The organism is Deltaproteobacteria bacterium, from assembly GCA_019308905.1.
GTDB lineage: Bacteria > Desulfobacterota > BSN033 > WVXP01 > WVXP01 > JAFDHF01.
In genome coordinates this window covers 1-22120 of sequence record JAFDHF010000069.1, presented here as the reverse complement: position 1 = coordinate 22120, position 22120 = coordinate 1, and the positions used below count along the sequence as shown (strand labels likewise).

General features: G+C 55.6%; 18 protein-coding genes. 12 read left to right on the top strand and 6 right to left on the bottom strand.

Annotation, left to right across the window (positions count from 1 at the left end; translation table 11 throughout):
* Positions 1-526: 526 nt before the first annotated feature.
* The gene (locus tag JRJ26_17550; GenBank protein MBW2059296.1) at positions 527-769 is read left to right on the top strand and encodes a hypothetical protein; all 243 of its coding nucleotides are present in this window, start codon (positions 527-529) and stop codon (positions 767-769) included.
* A 114-nt stretch (positions 770-883) separates the two neighbouring features.
* On the opposite strand, the gene JRJ26_17545 is transcribed toward JRJ26_17550, so the two are convergent.
* The 4 genes from JRJ26_17545 to JRJ26_17530 all read right to left on the bottom strand — a co-directional run bounded on the left by JRJ26_17545 (position 884) and on the right by JRJ26_17530 (position 5613).
* Positions 884-1291, bottom strand: a complete 408-nt coding sequence (locus JRJ26_17545) for a polymer-forming cytoskeletal protein (protein MBW2059295.1) — start codon at positions 1289-1291, stop codon at positions 884-886.
* A gap of 222 nt (positions 1292-1513) precedes the next feature.
* Positions 1514-2812, bottom strand: a complete 1299-nt coding sequence (locus tag JRJ26_17540) for an ATP-dependent 6-phosphofructokinase (GenBank protein MBW2059294.1) — start codon at positions 2810-2812, stop codon at positions 1514-1516.
* A gap of 23 nt (positions 2813-2835) precedes the next feature.
* Complete coding sequence (gene pckA / locus JRJ26_17535; protein MBW2059293.1) at positions 2836-4428, bottom strand: phosphoenolpyruvate carboxykinase (ATP); 1593 nt, start codon at positions 4426-4428, stop codon at positions 2836-2838.
* A 624-nt stretch (positions 4429-5052) separates the two neighbouring features.
* The gene (locus tag JRJ26_17530; protein ID MBW2059292.1) at positions 5053-5613 is read right to left on the bottom strand and encodes a 4-vinyl reductase; all 561 of its coding nucleotides are present in this window, start codon (positions 5611-5613) and stop codon (positions 5053-5055) included.
* A gap of 385 nt (positions 5614-5998) precedes the next feature.
* Between JRJ26_17530 and JRJ26_17525 the strand changes: the two genes are divergently transcribed.
* The 10 genes from JRJ26_17525 to JRJ26_17480 all read left to right on the top strand — a co-directional run bounded on the left by JRJ26_17525 (position 5999) and on the right by JRJ26_17480 (position 17512).
* Complete coding sequence (locus JRJ26_17525; GenBank protein ID MBW2059291.1) at positions 5999-6922, top strand: ribokinase; 924 nt, start codon at positions 5999-6001, stop codon at positions 6920-6922.
* 238 nt (positions 6923-7160) lie between these two features.
* Positions 7161-7685, top strand: coding sequence for a nitroreductase family protein (locus JRJ26_17520; protein ID MBW2059290.1), 525 nt, complete (start codon positions 7161-7163; stop codon positions 7683-7685).
* A 536-nt stretch (positions 7686-8221) separates the two neighbouring features.
* Positions 8222-9502, top strand: a complete 1281-nt coding sequence (locus tag JRJ26_17515; protein ID MBW2059289.1) for a ribulose 1,5-bisphosphate carboxylase — start codon at positions 8222-8224, stop codon at positions 9500-9502.
* Positions 9492-10928 carry a four-carbon acid sugar kinase family protein gene (locus JRJ26_17510; GenBank protein ID MBW2059288.1) on the top strand — a complete coding sequence of 479 codons (1437 nt, stop codon included), beginning with the start codon at positions 9492-9494 and terminating at the stop codon, positions 10926-10928. The genes JRJ26_17515 and JRJ26_17510 overlap by 11 nt, the downstream gene beginning before the upstream one ends.
* A gap of 152 nt (positions 10929-11080) precedes the next feature.
* Entirely contained in the window at positions 11081-11584 is a 504-nt protein-coding gene (locus JRJ26_17505) for a DUF296 domain-containing protein (GenBank protein MBW2059287.1), read from the top strand.
* A gap of 508 nt (positions 11585-12092) precedes the next feature.
* The gene (locus tag JRJ26_17500; protein MBW2059286.1) at positions 12093-13439 is read left to right on the top strand and encodes an aspartate aminotransferase family protein; all 1347 of its coding nucleotides are present in this window, start codon (positions 12093-12095) and stop codon (positions 13437-13439) included.
* Positions 13440-13637: 198 nt separating this feature from the next.
* Positions 13638-14633 carry a TRAP transporter substrate-binding protein gene (locus JRJ26_17495; protein MBW2059285.1) on the top strand — a complete coding sequence of 332 codons (996 nt, stop codon included), beginning with the start codon at positions 13638-13640 and terminating at the stop codon, positions 14631-14633.
* Between the two features lie 206 nt (positions 14634-14839).
* Positions 14840-15322: a TRAP transporter small permease gene (locus JRJ26_17490; GenBank protein ID MBW2059284.1), complete on the top strand. Its 483-nt coding sequence runs from the start codon at positions 14840-14842 to the stop codon at positions 15320-15322.
* Positions 15323-15331: 9 nt separating this feature from the next.
* Positions 15332-16612: a TRAP transporter large permease gene (locus tag JRJ26_17485; GenBank protein MBW2059283.1), complete on the top strand. Its 1281-nt coding sequence runs from the start codon at positions 15332-15334 to the stop codon at positions 16610-16612.
* A gap of 186 nt (positions 16613-16798) precedes the next feature.
* Positions 16799-17512 carry a FadR family transcriptional regulator gene (locus tag JRJ26_17480; protein MBW2059282.1) on the top strand — a complete coding sequence of 238 codons (714 nt, stop codon included), beginning with the start codon at positions 16799-16801 and terminating at the stop codon, positions 17510-17512.
* A gap of 48 nt (positions 17513-17560) precedes the next feature.
* On the opposite strand, the gene JRJ26_17475 is transcribed toward JRJ26_17480, so the two are convergent.
* Positions 17561-18805: a cation:proton antiporter gene (locus tag JRJ26_17475; protein MBW2059281.1), complete on the bottom strand. Its 1245-nt coding sequence runs from the start codon at positions 18803-18805 to the stop codon at positions 17561-17563.
* A gap of 309 nt (positions 18806-19114) precedes the next feature.
* Between JRJ26_17475 and JRJ26_17470 the strand changes: the two genes are divergently transcribed.
* Positions 19115-19906: a DUF3047 domain-containing protein gene (locus JRJ26_17470; GenBank protein MBW2059280.1), complete on the top strand. Its 792-nt coding sequence runs from the start codon at positions 19115-19117 to the stop codon at positions 19904-19906.
* A 47-nt stretch (positions 19907-19953) separates the two neighbouring features.
* On the opposite strand, the gene JRJ26_17465 is transcribed toward JRJ26_17470, so the two are convergent.
* Positions 19954-22120 (bottom strand): phosphoribosylformylglycinamidine synthase (locus tag JRJ26_17465; protein MBW2059279.1); only part of this gene is annotated, 2167 nt, incomplete at its 5' end.

Below are 22120 nucleotides of genomic sequence, written 5' to 3'. Positions count from 1 at the left end.
GAGAACACCCTTGCCTCCGAGCGACATTGCGGAAGCGGTGGGGTACCCATCAAGGGTGAGCGGGAAGGGGAAAGGTCGTGTTCGTGAGTCGTGTTCGTGGGGAAGGGGCAGGAACTGCCCACCCGCGAACCTTGATAGGGTCACGGCGTGAGCTCAGGAGTGAGGGGACAAGGGTGTTCTCCTGCCAAGACAGAAAAAGATCGTGAAGTCATACACTTGCAAGAATCCTGGGCCGAAAACTCGAGAAACTCCACAAAAACTCAGAAAAAACGGGTTACTTTTGAACCTCATACTTCGTGACGGTTCTTGGGGGGACGAACCATAGAAGGCTTCAACCCCAAGGTGCAGGATATTTTCACCCCATGCCAAAACCAGTGGGACCTGTCAACAATGGAGGGCTCGATTCAGGACGCTTCAAAAGTTGCTTGAGAACCTACGTCCCCACCGTCCTTAGGTGGCTTTTTTCTTGCCTTGTCCGGTCGGATTGCTATAATGGGGCAGGAAGTCAGAAGGCGAGGTGACAGAGATGAAAGAACACTGGGTATTCATCGACGGCAGGGAATCAAACCCGATGATCTGCAGCAGAATGGGGATCAAGATATACTTTATGGACCATGATGACCATGGTCCCCGACTCGAAACCAGAGTCCCTGGGCTGTTGATTCTCTACGATACGGAGAGGGACAGGTTCAAGGTGGTCCGCCTCAACAACAGGACAGGAATCGAAGTCGAAGGAGTAGAACACTTCAGATCCAAGTTCATAAAGTGAGGGCTGAGAGATGGTTTTTTGATTTGTAGATTTCGGATCCTTTCTCAGGAAAGAACTCGGCAGCTTGTGTTTCCGAAAATTCGACGTTTCTCCCCGCTCAAGCCCTGCCAGCAGTCACCCCGGCAGAACCCCGGGCCCTTTTTCCTTGAGGAGGGTCACCCTCTTCACGGTTGCTTCGGCTTCCTTTTTCATACTGCAGGTTCCATCAAAGATCCCACCCTCCTCGACGACCAGGGCCGGAGTTTCGATGTTACCGTAAAGCCGTCCAGCGGAATGGATCTCAAGCTTGACCGAGGCAGAGACTTTTCCCTTGACCTCTCCGTCCACGATCATGGTGCCTGCCTTGATTTCGGCATGTACGACGGCGGTTTCGCCGACAATCAGAACGCCACTTGAGAAAATTTCCCCATCAAATCGGCCTTCGATCCTGCCCATCCCGTCAAAGGTCATCTTCCCCTCGAACGAAACATTCTTGCCGAGAAATAGCTCGACATCACTCGACTCGATCTGCCTCTTTCCCATCAATTTCAACCTCCTTCGGCGACCACGCCACTCCTGATGAAAAGCTTCAGGGCCGAAAGCCCGGGGGGTTTCAGGGTCTAGTGGCCGGAGAAATCAACCCAGTGATCCTCTTTCGTCTTTCGACCCCTCCGAGCAAATCCCAGGCCAAACTCACGGAGTGCCGACGGCGAGCACAGGGAAAGCACTCGACCTACTCAGTTTCCACACCCCTGACCCCGAGGTTCATCGTATCTCTCTCGGCTGTCCCGTTGAAGCAAGAACACTGTTCCACAACCTGCCATTGGGATCTATCTGCTTGCGCTCCGAGGTGGCAAGGGGGATAGGCACATGTGTATACTGGCCGTTCCAGTAGCCGACCACCATGTTTGTCCGTCCCGCAAGTCCAGCATGTACCGCGTTGTGTCCGAGGAGAAGGCAGAAGACCGAATCATGCGGGTTTGCAGGCATACTCCGAATCGTATAGCTAGGGTCGATATACTTCAGGGTGGCCTCCATTCCCACCCCTGCCAGGTAGGCTCTGATCTGATCCCTCAGGAAAAGGCCGATGTCCCCCAGACGGTTGTTACCCGATTCGTCGTGTTCTCCTGGTTCTCCCAACATGTCCTGCCCCGCACCCTCTGCCACAACCACCACCGCATGGTGCCTCTTCTCCAGTCTCCTCCTCAACAGCGCCAAGAAGGCCTCCAGCGTGAAGGGGACCTCCGGCACGAGACAGAAGTTGACCTCATTGTTGGCAAGGGTGGCGTTTGCCGCGATGAACCCTGATTGGCGGCCCATTAGCTTCACCAGACCGATCCCGTTCCTGGCCCCAACGGCCTCCGTATGCGCACAGTAGATCGCAGTTCTCGACTCGGCAACGGCCGTCTCAAACCCGAAGGACTTGTTCATGTAGGAAATGTCGTTGTCTATGGTTTTCGGGATGCCGATGACGCTGATTTTCAGTCCCCTCCGCCCGATTTCCTGGGAGATCGCCTGGGCGCCACGAAGGGTTCCGTCGCCACCGATGGCAAACAGTATCCTCACGTTCATCCGCTCGAGCGTATCGACCATCTCCGGGACGGCCTGGGGACCACGGGAAGAGCCCAGGATCGTCCCTCCCTTCTGATGGATGTCGGCCACTCTTTCCGGGGTCAGCTCCACAGGCGCATGCCCGTATCTCGGTGAGAGCCCTTCATAGCCGTAACGGAAACCGAATACCGTCTGGACTCCGTAATGGTAGAAGAGGCTCAGAACGATAGCCCGTATCACCTCGTTGAGTCCCGGGCACAGCCCACCGCAGGTGACGATCCCGCACTTGAGCTTAGAGGGATCGAAATAGATCATCTTTCTGGGTCCGGCCATCTCGAAGCCCGGAAGCCTCTTGCCTTTGTCAAGAAGGGCCTGCACCTCGGTCAGGTTGGAATGAAAAAGTACCCGTTCCCCTTCCTCTACAAATTGCACCCCTGACATCCTGGAGGGTATGCGGCACTCCCCCAATCTCTGGATCGAGAAGTCCAGACCGCTCGCATCTGCAACAACCATCGCTCTGAACCCATGTCCTCTTGCTAGGGTATAGCCTCTAGTACGTTCGCCGGAACCTCCTTCTCGAACTGCCTGAAATTCTCTTTGAAGCTGGCTGCAAGCCTTGCTGCCCGCCCTTCGTAGCCGGCCTGAGACGAAGCCCCATGCCTTGGATTGAGAATCTCAGCCGGGAGGCCCTCACAAGCCTTGGGAACCATGAATCCAAAGACCGGATTTCTCTCGAACTCTCCCAGATCGAGGGCTCCGTTCAGAACGTTTTTGACCAAAGCCCTTGAGTGGGCGATCTTTATCCGCTCTCCCTCGCCGTAGGGCTTGCCCGCCCATCCCGTGTTCAGTAGCCAGCATTGCACCTTGTGGGTCTGGATCTTCTCCATGAAGAGCCGGGCGTAAACCGTGGGCGGCAAAGCCATAAAGGGCGCGCCAAAACAGGCGCTGAAGGTCGCCTGGGGCTCCTTGACACCCAGCTCTGTTCCTGCCACCTTGGCCGTATAGCCACTCAAGAAGTGATAAACCGCCTGTTCGGGTGTCAGTTTTGCCACCGGCGGCATCACCCCAAAGGCATCACAGGTGAGCATGATGACGTTTTCCGGGTGCCCGCAGACCCCTGAGCGGGACGCACTGGAGATATGGGATATGGGGTAGGCCGCCCTGGTGTTCTCCGTCAGCGATCCATCGCCGAGATCGATGCGCCGCGAATTATGATCGAGACTGACATTCTCCAGAATCGTCCCAAATCTGCGGGTGCACTCGTAGATCTCCGGTTCAGCTTCTCTTGAGAGCCTGATGACCTTGGCATAGCACCCCCCCTCGAAGTTGAATATCCCTTGATCACTCCAGCCGTGTTCGTCATCTCCGATCAGCCGTCGATCCGGGTCCGCAGACAGCGTCGTCTTGCCCGTGCCCGAAAGCCCGAAGAAAAGGGCTGGATCATCCCTCTCTCCCACGTTGGCCGAGCAGTGCATGGACAAAACCGATTCCTGTGGGAAGACATAGTTGAGCATGGTGAAGACCGACTTCTTTATCTCCCCTGCGTAGCTCGTTCCACCCACCAGGACCATGTTCTTACCCAGGTGGAGCAGGATGAAGGCCTCGGAGTTGGTACCGTCCAACTCCGGTACTGCATGGAACCTCGGGACATTGATGATGGTAAATCTCGGGCGATGGCTCCGTGCCTCTTCCTCGGTCTTCAACTGGATGAAGAGGTTGCGGGCGAAAAGACTGTGCCACGCTGTTTCGGTAACTACCCGAATCGGTATCCTGTGCTCGGCGGCGGCCCCGGCGTAACAGTCCTGAACAAAGACGTCCTTGTTCTGGAAATAGGCTTGCAACCTGTAGAAGAGGTTCATGAATCTCTCTTCCTCGATCCCCCTGTTCACATCGCCCCACCAGATCTTGTCCAGACTCGACGCCTCCCTGACAATAAACCTGTCCATGGGCGACCGCCCCCTGTGATGGCCGGTCCTCACCACTACAGGCCCGAGGTGTGCTATGTTCCCCTCCTGCCTTCTGACGATCTCTTCGTAGAGACGAGGGGTCGAAGCATTCCAGTAGATGCTACCCACGTTCCTGAACCCGAGCGCCTCGAGTTCCGGCCTCACGTCTTTCCGATTGAACATGACGGTCCTCCGTCTATCCCGCTTTTTGTGCGGTTAGCCTCGTGTTCGGTATCGTGATGCAGACCTCGACTACTGCCCCCGCGATTCCGGCGTAAGTGAGGCCTCTTCTGTTCTCTATAGAGGGGGAAGGGGATTTGAATACTGGGATTCCGCCCTGGTCTCGGTCCTAGCAGAAACCGTGCCGTTACGCTCTGGACAGCCTTCGAAACCACCGCAACCAGCCGCACCGAGCGATCCTTCTTGCTCTTGCTCCGGGCTGGCAGATACTACAGGGATGCCGACAGAACTCCGGGGTCTGTATGAACCCGAGACCTCCCACGCCCCGACGACCGGGCAGGGGCGGCGGATCAGGCTCACCTGACGGGTATCGTTACTGTCAAACTATTGACTCCTGACAAGATTCTGTCCCCTGCCAAGAGCAAGTAAGACTGATGTCCGTTATCCCCCCACCCGGAGAAAGGTGTGAGTCGGTCCGGCGGAAGTCCTCAAGTACCGCAGCCGTGGCGTTCACTGCGGTGACACCGCCCTGGTCGATTCCTTGCGGAACCTCCCTGGACCACTTGCTGATGTTCAGGCTGTCAATCACAACGGCATCTCGGTGGAGTCTTTTTGCATCCACGGAGACTACGGCTCTGCCTGGCCTGTTGGTTCCGGCGCCACCACGAATTCGCAGCACGGGTCGCCCTTGGACATGCAAAGGGGTTCCGTGCCTCGCACTCTCGCCTCCGGCCTATGGTTTCTTGCCAGGTACTCTATCGATCCTGCGAGAGCACCTGCGACCGCATGGCAGACGCTCCGGCCCACATTGCCGAATTCCTCTGCAATTACCGAATTTGTCAGTCGTACCCGGCCCACGCCCATCTCCTCGGCAAGCTCAAGGATCTCAAACCTGCCCCATCCCCGCGCAGAAAGGCTGTCCAGATACTGTTGAAGCAGGTCACTGCCGGTGATTCCGTATACGCGCCTCGAATTCTCCGTGTACCGGTACGCGCTTTCAAAGGCGGCCTGGTAATAGACACGCCGCCCCGTATCGATACCTGATAGCTCCTCCACTTTCTTCTGGATGTTCACAAAGAACATCCGGGGCGTCAGGATCATGGGCAGATCCGCCAAAATAAGCCTGTGAGCCTCGTCCATGGTCAGAGCGGTCTTGATCTCGTCGATATCCTTTTCCCAGTGTGTCATCTCCTTTTCCTTTCCGGATCATTGGGTGAAAACATCAAGGCTATACCCTCCAGGCCCGGTCTTGTCAATATCTCCCGGATCGGGGCTCCTGAATTCCAGATAGAGGATCCCCAAGAGTCGTTAACCTCCCAACCGGTTCTCCTTTTGAGACGGGCCCCACTGCCGCTTCGCTCCCAGGCTCTCACGAAGACCCTTTGGGGGTTCACGGGCGGAGGGGTCCTTCCCTTTCCCCGGGCACGCCCGAAGGGAAGGGAAAACCGCGGTTCCCCGACGAGGCTTGACCTGGTCCATTCATGTGCTAACATGGAGGTGGATTCTCCTTTCCCGAAAGGCCGAGTAGCCCCTGACACCGAGGGCGGAATCGGGTAATACCCGAGAAAAACTAATGTTTGATGTGTGTGTGGTCGGCCACATTACGAGGGACATCATCCGGGTTGACGGGAAGGTGAGAAGGGAGATACCCGGAGGAACGGTGTACTATACCTCCATGGCCCTCCAGGGCCTTGGGCTGCGGGTCGCCGCTGTCACTACGGCTTCTCGGAAAGACGAAGAGATTCTCCTCGGCGAGTTGAGGGATTGCGGGGTTTCCGTGTTCTTCAAGGAGAGCGAGGAGACAACCGTCTTTGAGAACATTTACACGTGGAAGAACCCCGGTTCCAGGCTCCAGAGGGTGAAATCCACGGCTTCCCCCCTTTCTCCCGAGGATCTCTCGGGTATCTCAGCCGCTCTGTTCCACCTGGGTCCCCTTACCAACAGGGACATCTCCCATGAGGTGCTGGAAGCGGCTTCTGTGAATGCCGATCTCGTCTCACTGGACGGGCAGGGGTTCTTGAGAAAAGTGACGGGCGGCAAGGTGACGGAGCAGGAGTGGCAGGGAAAGGAGAAGGGCCTTGCCTGTGTCGACATCCTCAAGGTCGATGAGAGAGAGGCGACCCTCATCTCCGGGGAGAATAACGTAGAGAAGGCGGCCCTCAGGCTTGCCGGGCTTGGTCCGAGGGAGGTGATCATTACCCGAGGCAGCAGGGGAGCCCTGGTCCTGGGCCATGGGAGCTTCTACGAAATTCCAGCTCTCGAGCCGAGGAGGTTCACCGACCCCACCGGATGCGGGGACACCTTTGTGGCAGGCTACATCTGGAAGCGGCTGAGATCGACCGACCTTGCCGAGGCGGGAAGATTCGGTGCATTTCTCGCCTCTTTGAAGCTGGAAAGGTTCGGGGCCCTCAAAGCTCTTGGTTCAAGCCCCGGGAAATCGTCTGTCTTGGATACAAGGATCGGGACCGGGGCTTCCGAAGATCCTCAGGCCTCTTGATCCTCTCATGCGGACGTCGGGCCTGAACCGGCGTTGGAATTGACTCTCCGCCGCGATAGGCATAGTATTACAAACATACTAATGTAATAATGATACTAGATAATATGCGGAAATTTTTGAAAAACCCCTAGGTACTCTCCCCTGGTTTCGAGGAATCCTGGTGTACTCGACTCTCGGGGGGGGGATCACGGACAGGGTGGCTCGGCCGCTCTCATGCCAAACATGGGGAGGGAGAGATGTGAATGAGATTCTTGATGCCATTAAGAGCCGTAGAACCATAAGGAGATTCAGAGGAGACCCGGTACCTGAAGAGACTGTCAGAGCGGTCCTCGATGCAGGACGGTGGGCTCAGTCCTTCAACAACGCCCAGCCTTGGAAATTCATCCTGATCCGGGATAGGGAGACGAAAAAGAGGCTTAGCGATGAAGCCGGAAAAAGCGTGTACTACAAGGGCATTGCAGAAGCCCCCGTCACGATCGCGATCTGTACGGACCCGGAAGAAGACCCCCACCACTGGATCGAAGCCGGGTGCAACGCCCATCAGAACATGGCCCTGGCCGCTTACAGCCTGGGCCTCGGATCTTCATGGATCGCCGTCCTGGATACCGATTCCGAACAGCCTATCAAGAAGGTCTTGGGAATCCCCAAAAACGTGAGAGTACTCAGCCTGATGCCCCTGGGATACCCCGATGAAAACCCGACGGCCAAGCGCAAACCCCTCGAGGAAATCGTCCACTACGAAAAGTACGGTCAAAAGGGATAGTCCTTCCTGAAAGAGGCAGATCCCCTCTCTGAGGCGATTTCAGTCACCCTCGTGAACGTCTCCTCGTCATGACTCCCAAAGCCGGCCCAACGGTTCTACAGGGCGACCCTTTCAAGGCATATACAGATAACCGCCCTAACAACTACAACCCCGGCCAACACCGCCACGGACCTACCGAGTTCACCCGCCGAGCAGACAAACCCCGCGGCCCCCTTTAATCTACGGAATACCGGGCGATCTGCAGGCCCCTGTAGAAATCTGTTGACGAGAGGAAGTGGTATGACGTATTATGTATTATCTTTGAGATGTAGAATCCCATATTCCCATGGCCGGCCGATTGCTGTCTCCATGCCTCTCGATGAGAGAGAAACCAAGGGGGACCGACCACGGGCCGGAGATGTGTTCCGGCGTGGAAACCTCGCCGACGGGCTCGACGGTTTACATGGGTATCGGCCTCCCATGATTGACCTGACGGGCGGGGCCATAGCTCGAACCAAAGGGCGGCTTCACGGCCCCTTGTGGGGGGGATGAACTAGATGCCTGATTTTGACAAATATGCTCAACCCGAGGGAATCGACTTGGATGGCAATGTGGTTGCCACTTATCTGCTCCGTTCTCGCTTCGAGGATATCCTGAGCAGAGTCGCCTCCTTTGCGACGGAACAGACCACTGGCACCTGGGTCAAGGTTCCCGGTGAGACTCGAGAATTGACGAGACGCCACCAGGGCAAGGTCTTGGGCGTATGGGAAGTTCCGGACCTCGAGACAGAGCCCGAAGAACCTGGCCGAGACCGCACTCACATCTTCCAGATCGCCTATCCCGTGGCAAACATCGGATCCCAGATCCCTCTGCTCCTTACCACCGTCTTTGGAAATATCTCTATGATGGGGGATATCAAACTCCTCGACCTCACCCTGCCCCGGAGTCTTGTAAGCGGCCTTCCAGGGCCACGGTTCGGCATGGATGGAATTCGTAGATTGCTCGAGGTGCCCCACAGGCCCCTTCTCAACAACATGATTAAACCGTCCACGGGTATCACACCGGAACAGGGCGCCGAACTGTTCTATCAGGTCGGACTCGGTGGAACCGACATCGTCAAGGACGATGAGGTCTTGGGAGACACTGATTTCTCTCCCGTGCTGAAAAGGGTCGAGCTCTATATGAAGAAGGCCGAGAAGGTACGTCAGGAAACGGGGCGGAAGATCCTCTATGCGGTAAACGTAACCGACGAGCCGGAACGATGCCTGAACAAAGCCATTGCCGCAGTGGAAAACGGTGCAAACGCTGTAATGGTAAACTATCTCCCGACTGGTATGGCGATCCTTTCGTCTCTGGCCAGAAATCCAAAGGTCTCCGTACCCATCCTCGCCCACCTCGATTTCGGAGGGGTTTTCTACGCCAGTCCCTATCATGGAATCAGCTCCCACCTTGTCTACGGAAAACTGGCCCGTCTGGCAGGGGCCGATATTCTGACTGTTCCTACACCTTATGGCAAGTTCCCTATTTCGTACACGAAATACATGAAGATTGTAATGGCTCTGCGCAATCCCCTCTATGACGTGAAGCAGACCTTTCCGATTGCGGGTGGCGGCGTGAAGCAGGGACATCTTCCCAGACTCTTTGAAGATCTGGGACATGATTTCATCGTCGGAGCCGGCGGGGCGGTATACGCCCACCCCATGGGGCCCACTGCAGGAGCCCGCGCGTTCCGCCAGGGGATCGATCTGATCATGGCCGGGAAAGGGCTTGACGAATCGGTCGAGGATTACCCTGAACTGAAAGCTGCCCTGAACCAATGGGGGATCTATGAGAGATAGTAGAAAGCTCTCGCTCCTCCTTTCCTTTTACGGTGACGACTTCACCGGTACGGCAGCCACCGCCGAGGCTCTAACCGTCAGCGGGGTGCCGACACTCGTCTTTGTTGAACCTCCAACCGTCTCGTTTCTGCAAGACCGTTTCCCGAAACTCCAGGCAGTCGGCGTAGCAGGGATGTCGCGGTCTCTACCCACCGAAGCATTAGAGGCCACCTTGGAACCGATATTTCAAAGAATGAAGAGGTACCGTGCCCCCCTGTTTCTATACAAAGTCTGCTCAACATTCGATTCCTCCCCTGAGCTAGGCAGCATAGGGAGAGCCATAGAAATCGGGAAGAAAGTGTTTTCACCAAGATTCATACCTATTCTGCCGGCAGCTCCCCGCTTCGGGAGATATACTGTCTTCGGGCATCACTTTGTCGCCCTTGGAGGAGACGTGCTCCGGCTCGACCGGCACCCTTCTCTGTCGCTGCATCCTGCCACCCCCATGCGCGAGTCCGATCTCAGACGACATCTGGCAAAACAGACTACCCTGAAATCCGACCTGATCTCGATTCTCACTTTGGAGAAGGGGAAGAAGCAAGTGGGGGAAAGAGTCCAAGACGCCCTGGATCACAGGGTGCCGCTGGTTTTCTTTGATTCTCTATTGAACCGCCACCTCAAGACCGCGTGCTCCGTCATTTGGGGATACACCGAAAAAGGAAAGACCCTCTTCGTCGCGGGGTCCCAAGAACTGGGTTACGGATTAGCCGAGGAGTGGAAGCGCCTGGATCTGCTCGACAGGACCGCGATGCCCGGTTCGGGCTTGAAGGGTCGAAAGGCGGAACAGGTTCTGGTCGTCTCCGGCAGTTGTGCTTCTGTGACTGGGAAACAGATCGAATGGGCCGCTGTGCATGGGTTCGAGGAAATCGGTATACACCCGGAGAGGTTGTTCGAACATGAAGGCCATGAGGCAGAACTCCAATCCATTGCAACGGCTGCCGTCTCAGCCTTGCGAAGGGGAACGTCCGTTGTCATACATTCTGCCGTCGGGCCGGAGGACCCGCGTATTTTCAGGACCAAGGAGAAGGCCGAAAGCCTCGGCTTGGGCTCCCAAGCGATTATTGACGGACTCGGGCGTGCCTTGGGGAGTCTGGCCAGGACGATACTCTCGAGATCGGGGGTCAGGCGCTTGGTCCTCGTCGGGGGAGACGTCTCCGGGGTCGTCTCCCATGCTCTCGGCATCATCGCTCTTCAAGTGGTCAAGCCGGTAGGGATAGCAGCCCCTCTCTGCTTTGCGTACTCCTCCCGTGCAGAGTTCAACGGATTGCAGGTCGCCCTGAAGGGTGGGCAGGTCGGCGAATACGACTACTTCACCGCAGTTCGCAGTAGGCGAATGCCCGACTTCGAGAGGGTCGTTTTAGGTGACCATAGAAAGAGCGAGGACTAAATCCGGACTTTGCACCGGCCCCGCCGGCGAGGGTTCCCCCGGATCAAGAACCGGGCAGAACCTCGGAGTCCTCCAGGTCGATTAGATCAGGGTGAGTCGAAATCGATGGGTTTTTCTTGGAGAACCCGGAAAGCACGAGATAGGAGGATGCCATGTCACACGCGCGAGCTCCATACTATGAGTCGGGAAGCTTCGGACGAGTCATTGCAGCGAGGTTGCTCCCGGGAACAGACATTACCTTGGGGATAGAGGAAATCTCCCGTGAGACGAACATACGTGCAGCTGCAGTTCAAGTCTGTATTGGAGCCGTGACGGAAGCGAGCGTCATGATCGCCGTGCCAAGGCGAGATTCGAGAACCGGAGTCGGGTACGGCGAGCCCTTGTCGATCCCCGGGCCCCTGTCGATTCTCTCTGTCAAGGGGGTTGTGAGTGAAAAAGCCGGCGGCGGGATATTCGTTCATCTTCACGGGGTCTTCTCCGACTCGAAAGGAACGGTCTGGGGAGGCCACCTCGTGCGGGGTAGGAACATCGTCGTCAACACCTGCGACCTGGTTCTCGATGAAATCAAAGAGCTTTCTCTGGTCCAGAAGTACGATCCAGAGCTCGGATGGGCAGTCGTGTTTCCAGAAAAGGAAGCCACACGTGCAGGGAGTTAAGGCAATGATGCCTCGCTGACCTTCTCGCCAAAGCAACCTGATTTTTCTCTTTGACAGAGAACACCCTTGCCCCTTCACTCCTGAGCTCACGTGGGACCCTATCAAGGTTGGCGGGTGGGGAATTCCTGCCCCTTCCCCGGGAACACGAATCACGAACACGACCTTTCCCGCCGCTCCGTAGGCTCATCAGACCCGCCCGCTGCGAGGTCGCGGTGCGATAGGAAGGAGGGAAAGGATGCAGAGGCTCCCGGTCCAGCCCGAAATTTTCGACCTATCTACCAAGCCGGGTAACTCGACCCCGATTGCATGAGATTTTTCTTGACAAATCCGATTGGCTGGAAGTATTATGTCTGATGTAATACATATTGAAGAAACCGCGTCCACCAGTGGTGACCATGGCCTGTCCTGATTCTTGCAACCTTCCTTCCGAGTCGCCTTCTACGAACCGGCAGGTCCGATCCGGGCAGAGGGTGGTGACACAGGAAGGCGGAAAGAGAGGGATCATAGGATGCAGAAGTTAGAGTCCGTTATCGAGACGTATCTAAGTAAGACACCGAAGTGTAAGGCATTTTTTGAGTATGCCCGCGGGATTGAACCGGGCGGTGTTACGAGGACGGTCGCCTACTATCCGCCGTATCCAATCTACATAGCAAAAGGGGAAGGCTGTTACGCCTACGACCTTGATGGGAACAGAAGGATAGACTTCTTGATGAATTACAGCTCGATGATCCTAGGGTATGCCCATCCAAGAATAATATCGGTCGTGACCGAGCGTTTGAAGTACGGGACCTCCTATTCGTACTGCAATGAGCTGGAATTGGAACTTGCCGAAATGCTTTGCAAGAGAATACCTTCGGTCGAGAGAATCCGCTTTACGAATTCGGGGATGGAAGCCACGATGTTCGCGGTCAGGGCGGCCTGCGCGTTCACCGGCAAGGAAAAAATAGCAAAGTTTGAGGGCGGATATCACGGAACCACCGACCTCCTGCAGATGAGCGTCAAACCTCCGATCGATAAGGCCGGGCCTGCCTCTTCTCCTTTTACGATACCCGCTGCAGAAGGAATTCCCAGAAACATTGCAGACAACGTCGTCATCCTGCCGTACAACGACCCGGAAGCTACAGAACTGCTCATAAGGAAACACAAAGACGTCCTGGGGGCGGTAATAATAGAACCCTTTTTGGGCTCCGGTCAGATTCCGGCAAGGAAGAATTTTCTCGAATCCCTCCGTGAGGTGACTCGGAAGTACGACATCATCTTGATTTTCGATGAGGTTCAATCCTTTCGGTTGGCTCCAGGGGGGGCACAAGAGTACTACGATGTGGTCCCGGATATGACGACCCTGGGAAAGATCATAGGCGGGGGATTCCCTGTCGGTGCTTTCGGGGGCAGGAAAGATGTCATGAAGGTATTTGAACCAAGTACAGGTGGCGTTCGGTTTGATCCGATCACCTCAGGCACGAGAATATACCAGGGCGGAACCTATACCGGGAACCCCATAACAATGGCGGCTGGGATAGCGACGCTGCAAGAACTTACCCCAGAGACCTATGCGAGGCTCGAGAAACTCGGCAATTCGCTCAGGAATAAACTGACCAGACTATTCAAAAGCCTCAACGCATCCATGGCAGTTACTGGTGTCGGATCGATGGCCAATATTCATTGCACTTCTGAGGAGATCTACGATTATAGGAGCGGCTCCGAAGAAGATCAAACCGAGTTGTACAGGGTCTTTCTTTCGCTGATGAACGAGGGAATCCTCATAGCGCCAAGAGGGATGATCAGTCTGTCAACGCCGATCACCGAGAATGAGATAGATGCCTTTGTCAGCGCCATGGAAACTGCTCTTTCGTGATTCGCCAACAAGACCGGAGGGCCTTTAGGATCAGTCTGTTGCGGTCTTCCCGGCAGCCTCCGGGTCCTCTCAGAGAAAGAGAAAGGAGGTGGTCATGGATAGTCATGGGGATCTTGGAGTCTGGAAAGGAGGGGGGTGGTGACGGAAAATCGTGATCATTCTTTGCGATCTCTATCAAAAGACAAAGGGGGAAAGGACATGAAAATCGCGAGCAAAATCTTGATAGTCGCTGTTGCCTTTGCATTTGCCACGACCTTCGCGCTTTCGGTAGACACGCCGGATTCATTTGCAAAACCGATCAAGATCCGGATAGGCCATGTGAATCAACCGGGCAGCCTCCGTGCAAGGTTGACCAAACTTTACACTATCCTTGCAAAACAGAGACTGGGAGATAAGGTCGAATTCGAGATCTTTGGAGGCGGAACGCTCGGCGGCTACAAGGAAATGTTTGAAATGGTGAAGACCGGATCTCTCGAATGTGTGGCCGAAAGCATCGGGACCCTGGAACCATGGTCACCTCTGGGGGGCATAGAGGCGGTTCCTTACCTTTACAGGGATTTGAACGATTTCCGCAAGTTTTGGAGGAGTCCCCTTGCACGGGAATTTCTGGATCAGCTGGCCAAGGAGAGCGGGTTCGTTTTCATAGGGGTCCATTGGCCCGGCTTCAAGGTCCTGACCACTCGAAAGCCCGTCAGGACTCCAGAGGATCTGAAAGCGATAAAACTCCGGGTCCCGAACATGCCGACCTTCATAAGCTCCTGGAAAGCAATGGGGGCCAACGTAACGCCTATGGCGTTTGTCGAAGTCTTCTCGGCGCTGCAACAGGGGGTAATCGACGGACAGAACAACACACTTTCCACCTCCTATGACTCGGGATTCGGTGAGGTCTGCAAGTACATCGTCTTGACGGATGATACGGTTGAGCCGCTGGGCTGGATATATGACGCCAAGTATTTCAGCAGCCTCCCGGCAGACGTGCAAAAGGGGTTGAAAGAGGCCGCAGCCGAGGCCGGACACTGGCATGAACTCTCGATCCTGCTTTCCAATGCGGAGTATATAGAGAAGTTCAAGAGGCAGGGCTGTAAGATAATCGTGCCTGACCGGAAGGCTTTCATGGAAAAAGCCAAGAACGCGCGATATAATCCTGAACTCCAGGAATGGGTCGAGAAGATTCGACAATACATGGGAACCTAGACGGAATCGATTCTTGTCGTGTGCCCCCGGGCTCCTTCGTGTACGACTCGGGGGTACGAACTTCTCAGGAAACAAAGCCCAAGACACAGCCGTTATGAATTTATGTGAATCAGCGCTCTTTTTTTTCTCGCGGTCCGCAACCATTGAATGTGCGACCGCCGGTCATGAGACTTCGATCTCCGGCCCGGAATGAAAATGGAGACAAGATGAGGTTGTTGAGATACTACAAGTCATTTTCAGAAAATCTCTATCTGGGATCAAAGTATGCAGTCGCTCTCCTTCTGGCAGGAACAGTTACCTGTATATTCTTTCAAGTGATATTTAGATACGTCTTCGATTCTCCCTTGACATGGTCCGAAGAACTGTCGAGAATCTTCTTTGTTTGGATGTGCTTGATTGGAAGCGGTATCGCTTCGAGAAACATAGAACATATGTCGATCGATGTGTTTGTCAAGAAATTCCCAGTACAATGGCAACGGGTTCTGGGCATATTCATTTCAGGAATACTAGTGATCTTCATGGTCATCGTCATCATCTATGGGCTCAAGCTGGTCGTTGTTACCAAAACCCAGATCAGCTCCGGAACTCGCATCCCTGTTTCGTTTCTGTATCTTTCCGTACCAGTCGGATTCGGTCTCATGTTGCTGTATACTCTTGAAGCAATGATGAACCTTCTCACTGAATCGTGAAAGGCTGATATGGCGTTCTTGATACTTGGCCTGTTCTTGGCCTTCTTACTGATAGTCAACACCCCTATCGGATTTGCCCTCGGAATATGTTCGCTGCTCCAGCTCATCCTCAAGGGCAGCTATTCCCTGATCGTAGCCCCACAGAAGATTTACAACGGCATAGACTCTTTTCCCCTGCTGGCCATTCCCTTTTTCCTACTCGCCGCCTCTCTGATGACCGAAGGGGGATTGACCCCCCGCATCATCGCGATTTTCAACGCCATGTTCGGATGGATAAGGGGGAGCCTGGCGATCACGAATATCGGGGTGAGCATGTTCTTTGCCGGCGTTTCGGGATCTGCCGTCGCCGATACCAGCTCTGTCGGCGCCGTGCTTATTCCAGCCATGAACGACGAGGGGTATGAACCGCCTTTCAGCGCTGCGGTAACCGCTTCATCATCGATTTGTGGGCCAATAATCCCACCGAGCATTCCACTAATAATCTATGGCGTCGTGGCAAGGGTATCCATTTTCGGCCTCTTCCTTGGAGGAGCTATTCCGGGCCTCATCCTGGGTCTGAGTCTCATCGCAATCGCATATGTTATATCGAGGATTCGAAAGTACCACAAGTATCACGAATTCTCTTTTTCAGAAGTTTTCGAGACCCTGAAAAATGGGATCTGGGCACTGATAATGCCGATTATTCTTGTTGGGGGAATAATCGGAGGTGTCTTTACCGTAACAGAACTGGCCGCAGTAACTGCCGTATATGCCTTTGTTGTGGGTTTCTTTGTCTACAGGGAAATAAGGCTTTCCCGTTTATTGGATATTTTTGTGAGAGTAAGCATAGACAGCGCGGTGATAATGATAATCGTCGGCCTGAGTAACATCTTCGCTTTTTCTCTCACAATTGAACACATTCCCGAAGCTTTTTCGGCATTTATCACTTCAATTACCAGTAATAGGATAGTATTGCTTGTCCTGATAAACATAATCGTTTTGATAGCCGGTATGTTTATCGATTCTACTCCCGCCACCATCATTTTGGTCCCGATACTGTTGCCCCTGGCACAAAGCCTGGGGATTTCTCCTCTTCACTTCGGTGTGATCCTTGTTTTCAATTTGATGATGGGGTTGCTGACACCTCCGGTCTGTTTGTGTTTGATGATTTCGGCAAAAATCGCAAGATGCGGCCTGTGGCCCGCGATGCGTGAAAGCATCCCCTTCTTCCTGGTCATGGTCGTGATCTTGTTCTTGCTCACGTTTTTTCCCCCACTGGCAGAATACCTGCCGTCTCTGGTATTTGGCTGACAGGGACCCGATCCACCCACGGCCAAACCCGGTTCAGGAGATCGGCTGGCCGAGGCAAAAGCCCTTACATTAAGACGACAGCTCAAACGGCTCGTCGTGAAATATCTTGACAGATTTTATAAGAGTCATGTATGTTTAGATACTTGCAGAAGAAGAAACGTCTTCGTCCATGCCTAGGTGCCAGAGATGAGAATCGAACCTTTTGACAGCAAGACTCGAGTCGAGATGATTGTTGAAAAATTCAAAGACCTCATCATCAGTGGGGAACTGCGTCCTGGTGACAAGCTTCCGGCCGAGGTGGACTTGGCACAGAAGCTGGGTACGAGCAGGACTCCGGTTCGAGAAGCTATCAAGATATTGGCGGCTCTGGGTGTGCTGGAAGTGAAAAGGGGTGACGGAACATACCTGTGCGATACTCTAAAGCCATCGGCCATAAATCCCCTGGTTTTTCATCTCATCTCCAGGCGAGGTACTCCACACGAATTATGGGAACTGAGGGTTTCTTTTGAGAAGCTCCAAATAAAGCTGGCGGCGGAAAAAAGGACAGAGAACGACTTGTCGACTATAAGGCAGATTCTGTCAGAGACGGAGAAATTGATTGCCGCCAAGAATCGTAATGTTGAGAGATTCGTCCAGGCCGACCTGCACTTCCATCTATCGATCCTGGCAGCTACCCATAACAACCTGGTCAAGAAGATAGGCGAGTTGATCCTGGATCTGTACAGGCCAACCATTGAAGACGTGCATAATGACGAGGAGAGGAGCAAACTCACTCATAAGCTCCATAAGCAGGTATATGAATGCATAGAAAAGAAAGACGTGTCGGGCGTGGATAGACTCGTCGATGAAATCCACTCCGATCAGATGCCCTTCTGGAAGTCGATTCACGGTACTTATTGAATCTATCCAAGAGGGATGTAAGACCAAGATCCTATCCATGCGACAGTTTCACCGGGTGTCGAAACGGGCCTCCTCCATCCTGCCGAGCCTCCTGGTAAGAAGAGGAGGCGTAATGGCCGTTGTGATAAAGACCATGACGATGATGGCGGCATAGAGGGTGGCGTCCAAGAGGGGAACGCCCCCGACCTTGAGTCCCGCTCCGAGGCCGGCAAAGATCAACCCCACCTCCCCCCGTGGAACCATGCCGAGAGCGACGGTCCACCGGTCTATGTTCTCCTCGGGTGACAGGACCCCGGCCGCGCAGGCCATCTTCCCTGCAACAGCGGCTGCTGAGAGCACGAGTCCCACAACCACGGCTCTCAGGGAGAAGAGGGCCGCTACGTCTACCTGCATGCCCATGTGGAGGAAAAAAATCGGCACAAAGAGGGTGGACAAAGGGATGAGCAGATGCTCCAGGCTTTCCTCCTGGTGGGCGAAAAAACGGGAGTGTTCCGGTTCCAGGATGAGTCCGGCGGAAAAAGCTCCGACGATGGGGGCAAGCCCGAACTCATGCGCAAGGAAGGCAAAGGCGAAACACAGGGTCAGCGACAGGGTGAGGAGCATCCCCCTGACCTGGAGCCCAGCGGCCCAACGGTAAAGCCCCTTGCTGAAAACAACTCCCAGGAGCGTCCCCACCACGAGGAATCCGAAGGCCTTCAGCACGATGGTCGCTATCTTCTGCCAGATTGCAGGTGCCCCGGCCGGGCCGGACGAACCCGAGGAACCGATCAGGGCCACCACCACGGCTAAGATGACCAGGCCAAGGACGTCGTCCACGACGGCTGCTCCCAGTATTGTTCGCCCCTCCGGCGTCTTGACCCTCCCGAGATCCTTAAGGACCCGGGCACTGATTCCCACACTCGTGGCGCAGAGGGTGGCCCCCAGGAACACGTCCACCCAGAGCGAAAAATCGGAGAAGAAGAACCTCACGGTGCCGAAACCGAGCAGAAATGGAGCGACGACACCCACCAGAGCCACGAGCAGAGCGCTCCTTCCCACCCGCATCAAATCCGGAACCGTGCTCTCCACCCCGACCTCGAACATCAGCAGAATAACCCCGAGTTCCGCCAGAGTGGCCAGACTGGGATCGTGCCGGATCTCTCCAAGAAAACCTATTCCAAGGAGAGACAGGTTTCCCAGGACCACGCCTGCCATAAGCTCCCCGAGGACGGCTGGAAGCCGAACAGCCCGCGCTCCCAGGCCGCCGATCTTGGCTGCCGTGAGAACCAGGGAGAGTTCAAAGAGAAGGACCACAAACGACTCGACCACGATTCTCCTCCCAGGAGTCTCGGTGGAGAGACTACCAGCCTCACAGAGCACGTGTCAATCACCCTTTCAGATCTAGGGGAGAACAACTGTAAAGTCAACCAATTACAACAACACTTGGTCGAAAGTCCAGCAAAGCCCGTTCCTTTTCGGTACTTCCCTTTGTCCCCCAGAGGCGCTACAATACCAGCCGGAAGACAAGGCACCTGCCGCCCGGGGAACCTCGAATCGAGGTCCTCTCTGGCAAGGGTCAGAGGCCTGTTGAATACCGAGGAAGACCTTGAACATGACGGGTGGATGATGAAGACTAGAGCGCGCCGCCAGGAGGTTTTGTCTCCATGGGCCTCCCGTATGAGCCTTGCCTGTTTTGTCTCCTTTCTCCTCTGCCTGGTCGGCCTGAACCCGGCTCTCGGGGAGAAAAAGAGGATCCTTCTCGGCTTCCGTCCTCCGAAGGACTCAGAAACCATAGCCGAGGGATGGGAGGTTCTCGCCTATCCGAGGACGGCGGAAAACGAGATCTCCCTCACCACCGAGGGCAAGAGATCGGTCCTTCATGTCAAGAGCCTTGGAAGCGCTTCCGCCCTGTTGAAGAGGGTGGATATGGATCTCAGGGAATTTCCCATCCTGGCTTGGCGGTGGAAGATCGACCGTGTCGTGGGAATGGCGATTGAGACCCAAAAAGACCGCAACGACAGCGCAGCCAGAATCAGGGTAATCTTCGGCAAGGCCGGTGAGAAACCCCGCCCCATTCCCCGGGAGATAGACGAGTTGCTCAAGTCCTTCGGCATTACCAGGACGGCCGGGGAACCGGCTGGGTTCAAAATCGACTATATCTGGGCTAACCGGGTCCCCAAGGACAAGGTCCTCGACTACCCGGGCTCCCGGAATCACAAGGTTATTGTGCTGGAAAGCGGTAAGGCCAGGGCCGGCAAATGGGTCTGGGAGAGGCGGAACCTGGTTGAAGACTACGAGCGGCTCTTCCAGTCGGCCCCTCCGGGTCTCTCAGGAATCGTCGTTCTTACCGATACGGACCAGACCAACGAAGGCGTAGAAGCATGGTATAGCAGCCTCGTCCTGATGAGGGAATAGCAAAACCCCATAGAGGAGAAATTCAGACAGAATGCCAGTCGCCGGCCTTAGTCGCTCCGTGCGATGGGGTTCTGCCATGCCCGTTTCAGAGTCCGGATCTCCGTCTCGATGACCGTCTCCCCCTTCAAGCCGACGACCCGGAATCGACCATCCCCGCGCACCTCGCCCACCTGGGCCCACTGGAGATCTCCCAGCATCCCTTCAAAGGCCGCCAGATCCTTCGGCCGCACGGTTACTACAAACCGGCTCTGGGATTCGGAGAAGAGAAGATAGTCGCTCCGGTCCACATCCTGGGAAGGGACTTTTCTCAGGTCCACGGTCATCCCAAAGCCACCCGAAAAGGCCGTCTCGGCAAGGGCGACGGCAAGCCCACCGTCTGAACAGTCATGACAGGACGCCACGAGACCGGCCTCCATAGCCCTGTGGAGCGCCCTGTACAGGGGGACCGCCATTTTCGGGTCGACCCTGGGGACCCTGGTGCCGACAAACCCGAGGCTGGCAAAATACTCCGATCCCCCCAACTCATTAAGGGTCAATCCCACCACGCAGACCAGGTCTCCCGGCCTCTTGCAGTCGACGGTTACGGCCCTGCGCACGTCGTCGATCTTCCCTATCACGGAGAAAAGGACCGTGGGGGGGATCGATATCTTGGTATCGCCCAGTATGGCGTCGTTTTTCATGCTGTCCTTCCCGGAGATGAGGGGGATGCCGTACGCGGTGGCATGATCGTAGAGCGCCTGGTTGGCCCTGACGAGTTGGGCCAGCTTGTGATGGCCGTCGGGGGTCTTTTCGGATTGAACAGGATCGCACCAGCAGAAATTGTCCAGACCCGCGATCCGGTCCGGTCGTCCCCCCACGGAGACGGCGTTCCTGACCGCCTCGTCGACGGCGCATGCGGTCATCCAATAGGTGTCGATGTCGCTGTATTTGGGACAGATGCCGTGGGCGACCACCACCCCTTCCATCGATTCCAGGATGGGACGGAGAACGGCCGCATCGTTGGGCCCGTCGTTGTCCAGGCCTCCAAGGGGCTTGACCACACTGCCCCCCTGAACCTCGTGATCGTACTGCCGGATGACGGTCTCCTTGCTGCAGACGTTCCATCGACCGAGGATCCCGATGAGCGGCCGGGTCAGGTCCTCCGGCTCGGCAAAGGAGGGTTCATCAAGGGCGGCAGCCCGCCATCGTGCCTCAAGGTGCATTCTCGGAAGCCCCTCATGGAGGAACTCCATGGTAAGGAAAGCCACGGTCTCACCCCTGTACAATACATGAAACCTGCCCGTATCGACGAACCTGCCGATGACGGTCGACTCCACATCCATCCGGCCGGAAAGCTCCAGGAACTCATCTATCCTGGCAGGCGAGACAGCAAGGGTCATTCTCTCCTGAGCCTCAGAGAGCAGTATCTCCCAGGGGTCGAGACCCGGGTATTTCAGAGGGGCCTTGTCCAGATAGAGCTCACACCCAACCGGCCTGGCCGTCTCTCCCACGGAGCTCGACAGCCCCCCGGCTCCGTTATCCGTGATGGCCTTGTACAGGCCCCGGTCCCTCGCAACCAGAAGGAAATCCGTCATCTTCTTCTGTGTGATGGGATCTCCGATCTGGACCGCTGCAGTAGGCGACTCTTCATGGAGCTCCTCAGAGGAAAAGGTGGCTCCATGGATACCGTCTTTTCCGATCCGCCCTCCCACCATGACGATCAGATCCCCTGGATCCACCCGTTTTCTGTGGCTCTCCTCCCCCCGGATCTTCCGGGGCATAATCCCCCCGGTACCGCAGAAGACCAGGGGCTTTCCGGCGAACCGATCGTCAAAGACGATGCTCCCGTTCACCGTTGGAATGCCGCTCTTGTTCCCCCCGTGCTCCACTCCCTCGCGGACCCCTTCGAAAACCCTGCGGGGATGGAAAAGCCTCGGGGGAAGGGGACCTTCATATGTGGGAGGAGCGAAACAGAACACGTCGGTATTGAAGATGAGTCTCGCTCCCTTTCCGGTACCAAAAGGGTCACGGTTCACCCCGACGATACCGGTAAGAGCACCCCCGTAAGGATCCAGGGCCGACGGGGTGTTGTGGGTCTCCACCTTGAAGACGAGGCTGTGGTCCCCGTCGAATTCCACCACCCCGGCATTGTCGTGGAAGACCGAAAGACACCAGTCCCTTTCCCCGAGTTCCTCTCTGACCCGTTCTGTAGCCCCCCGGACAAAAGTGTTGAAC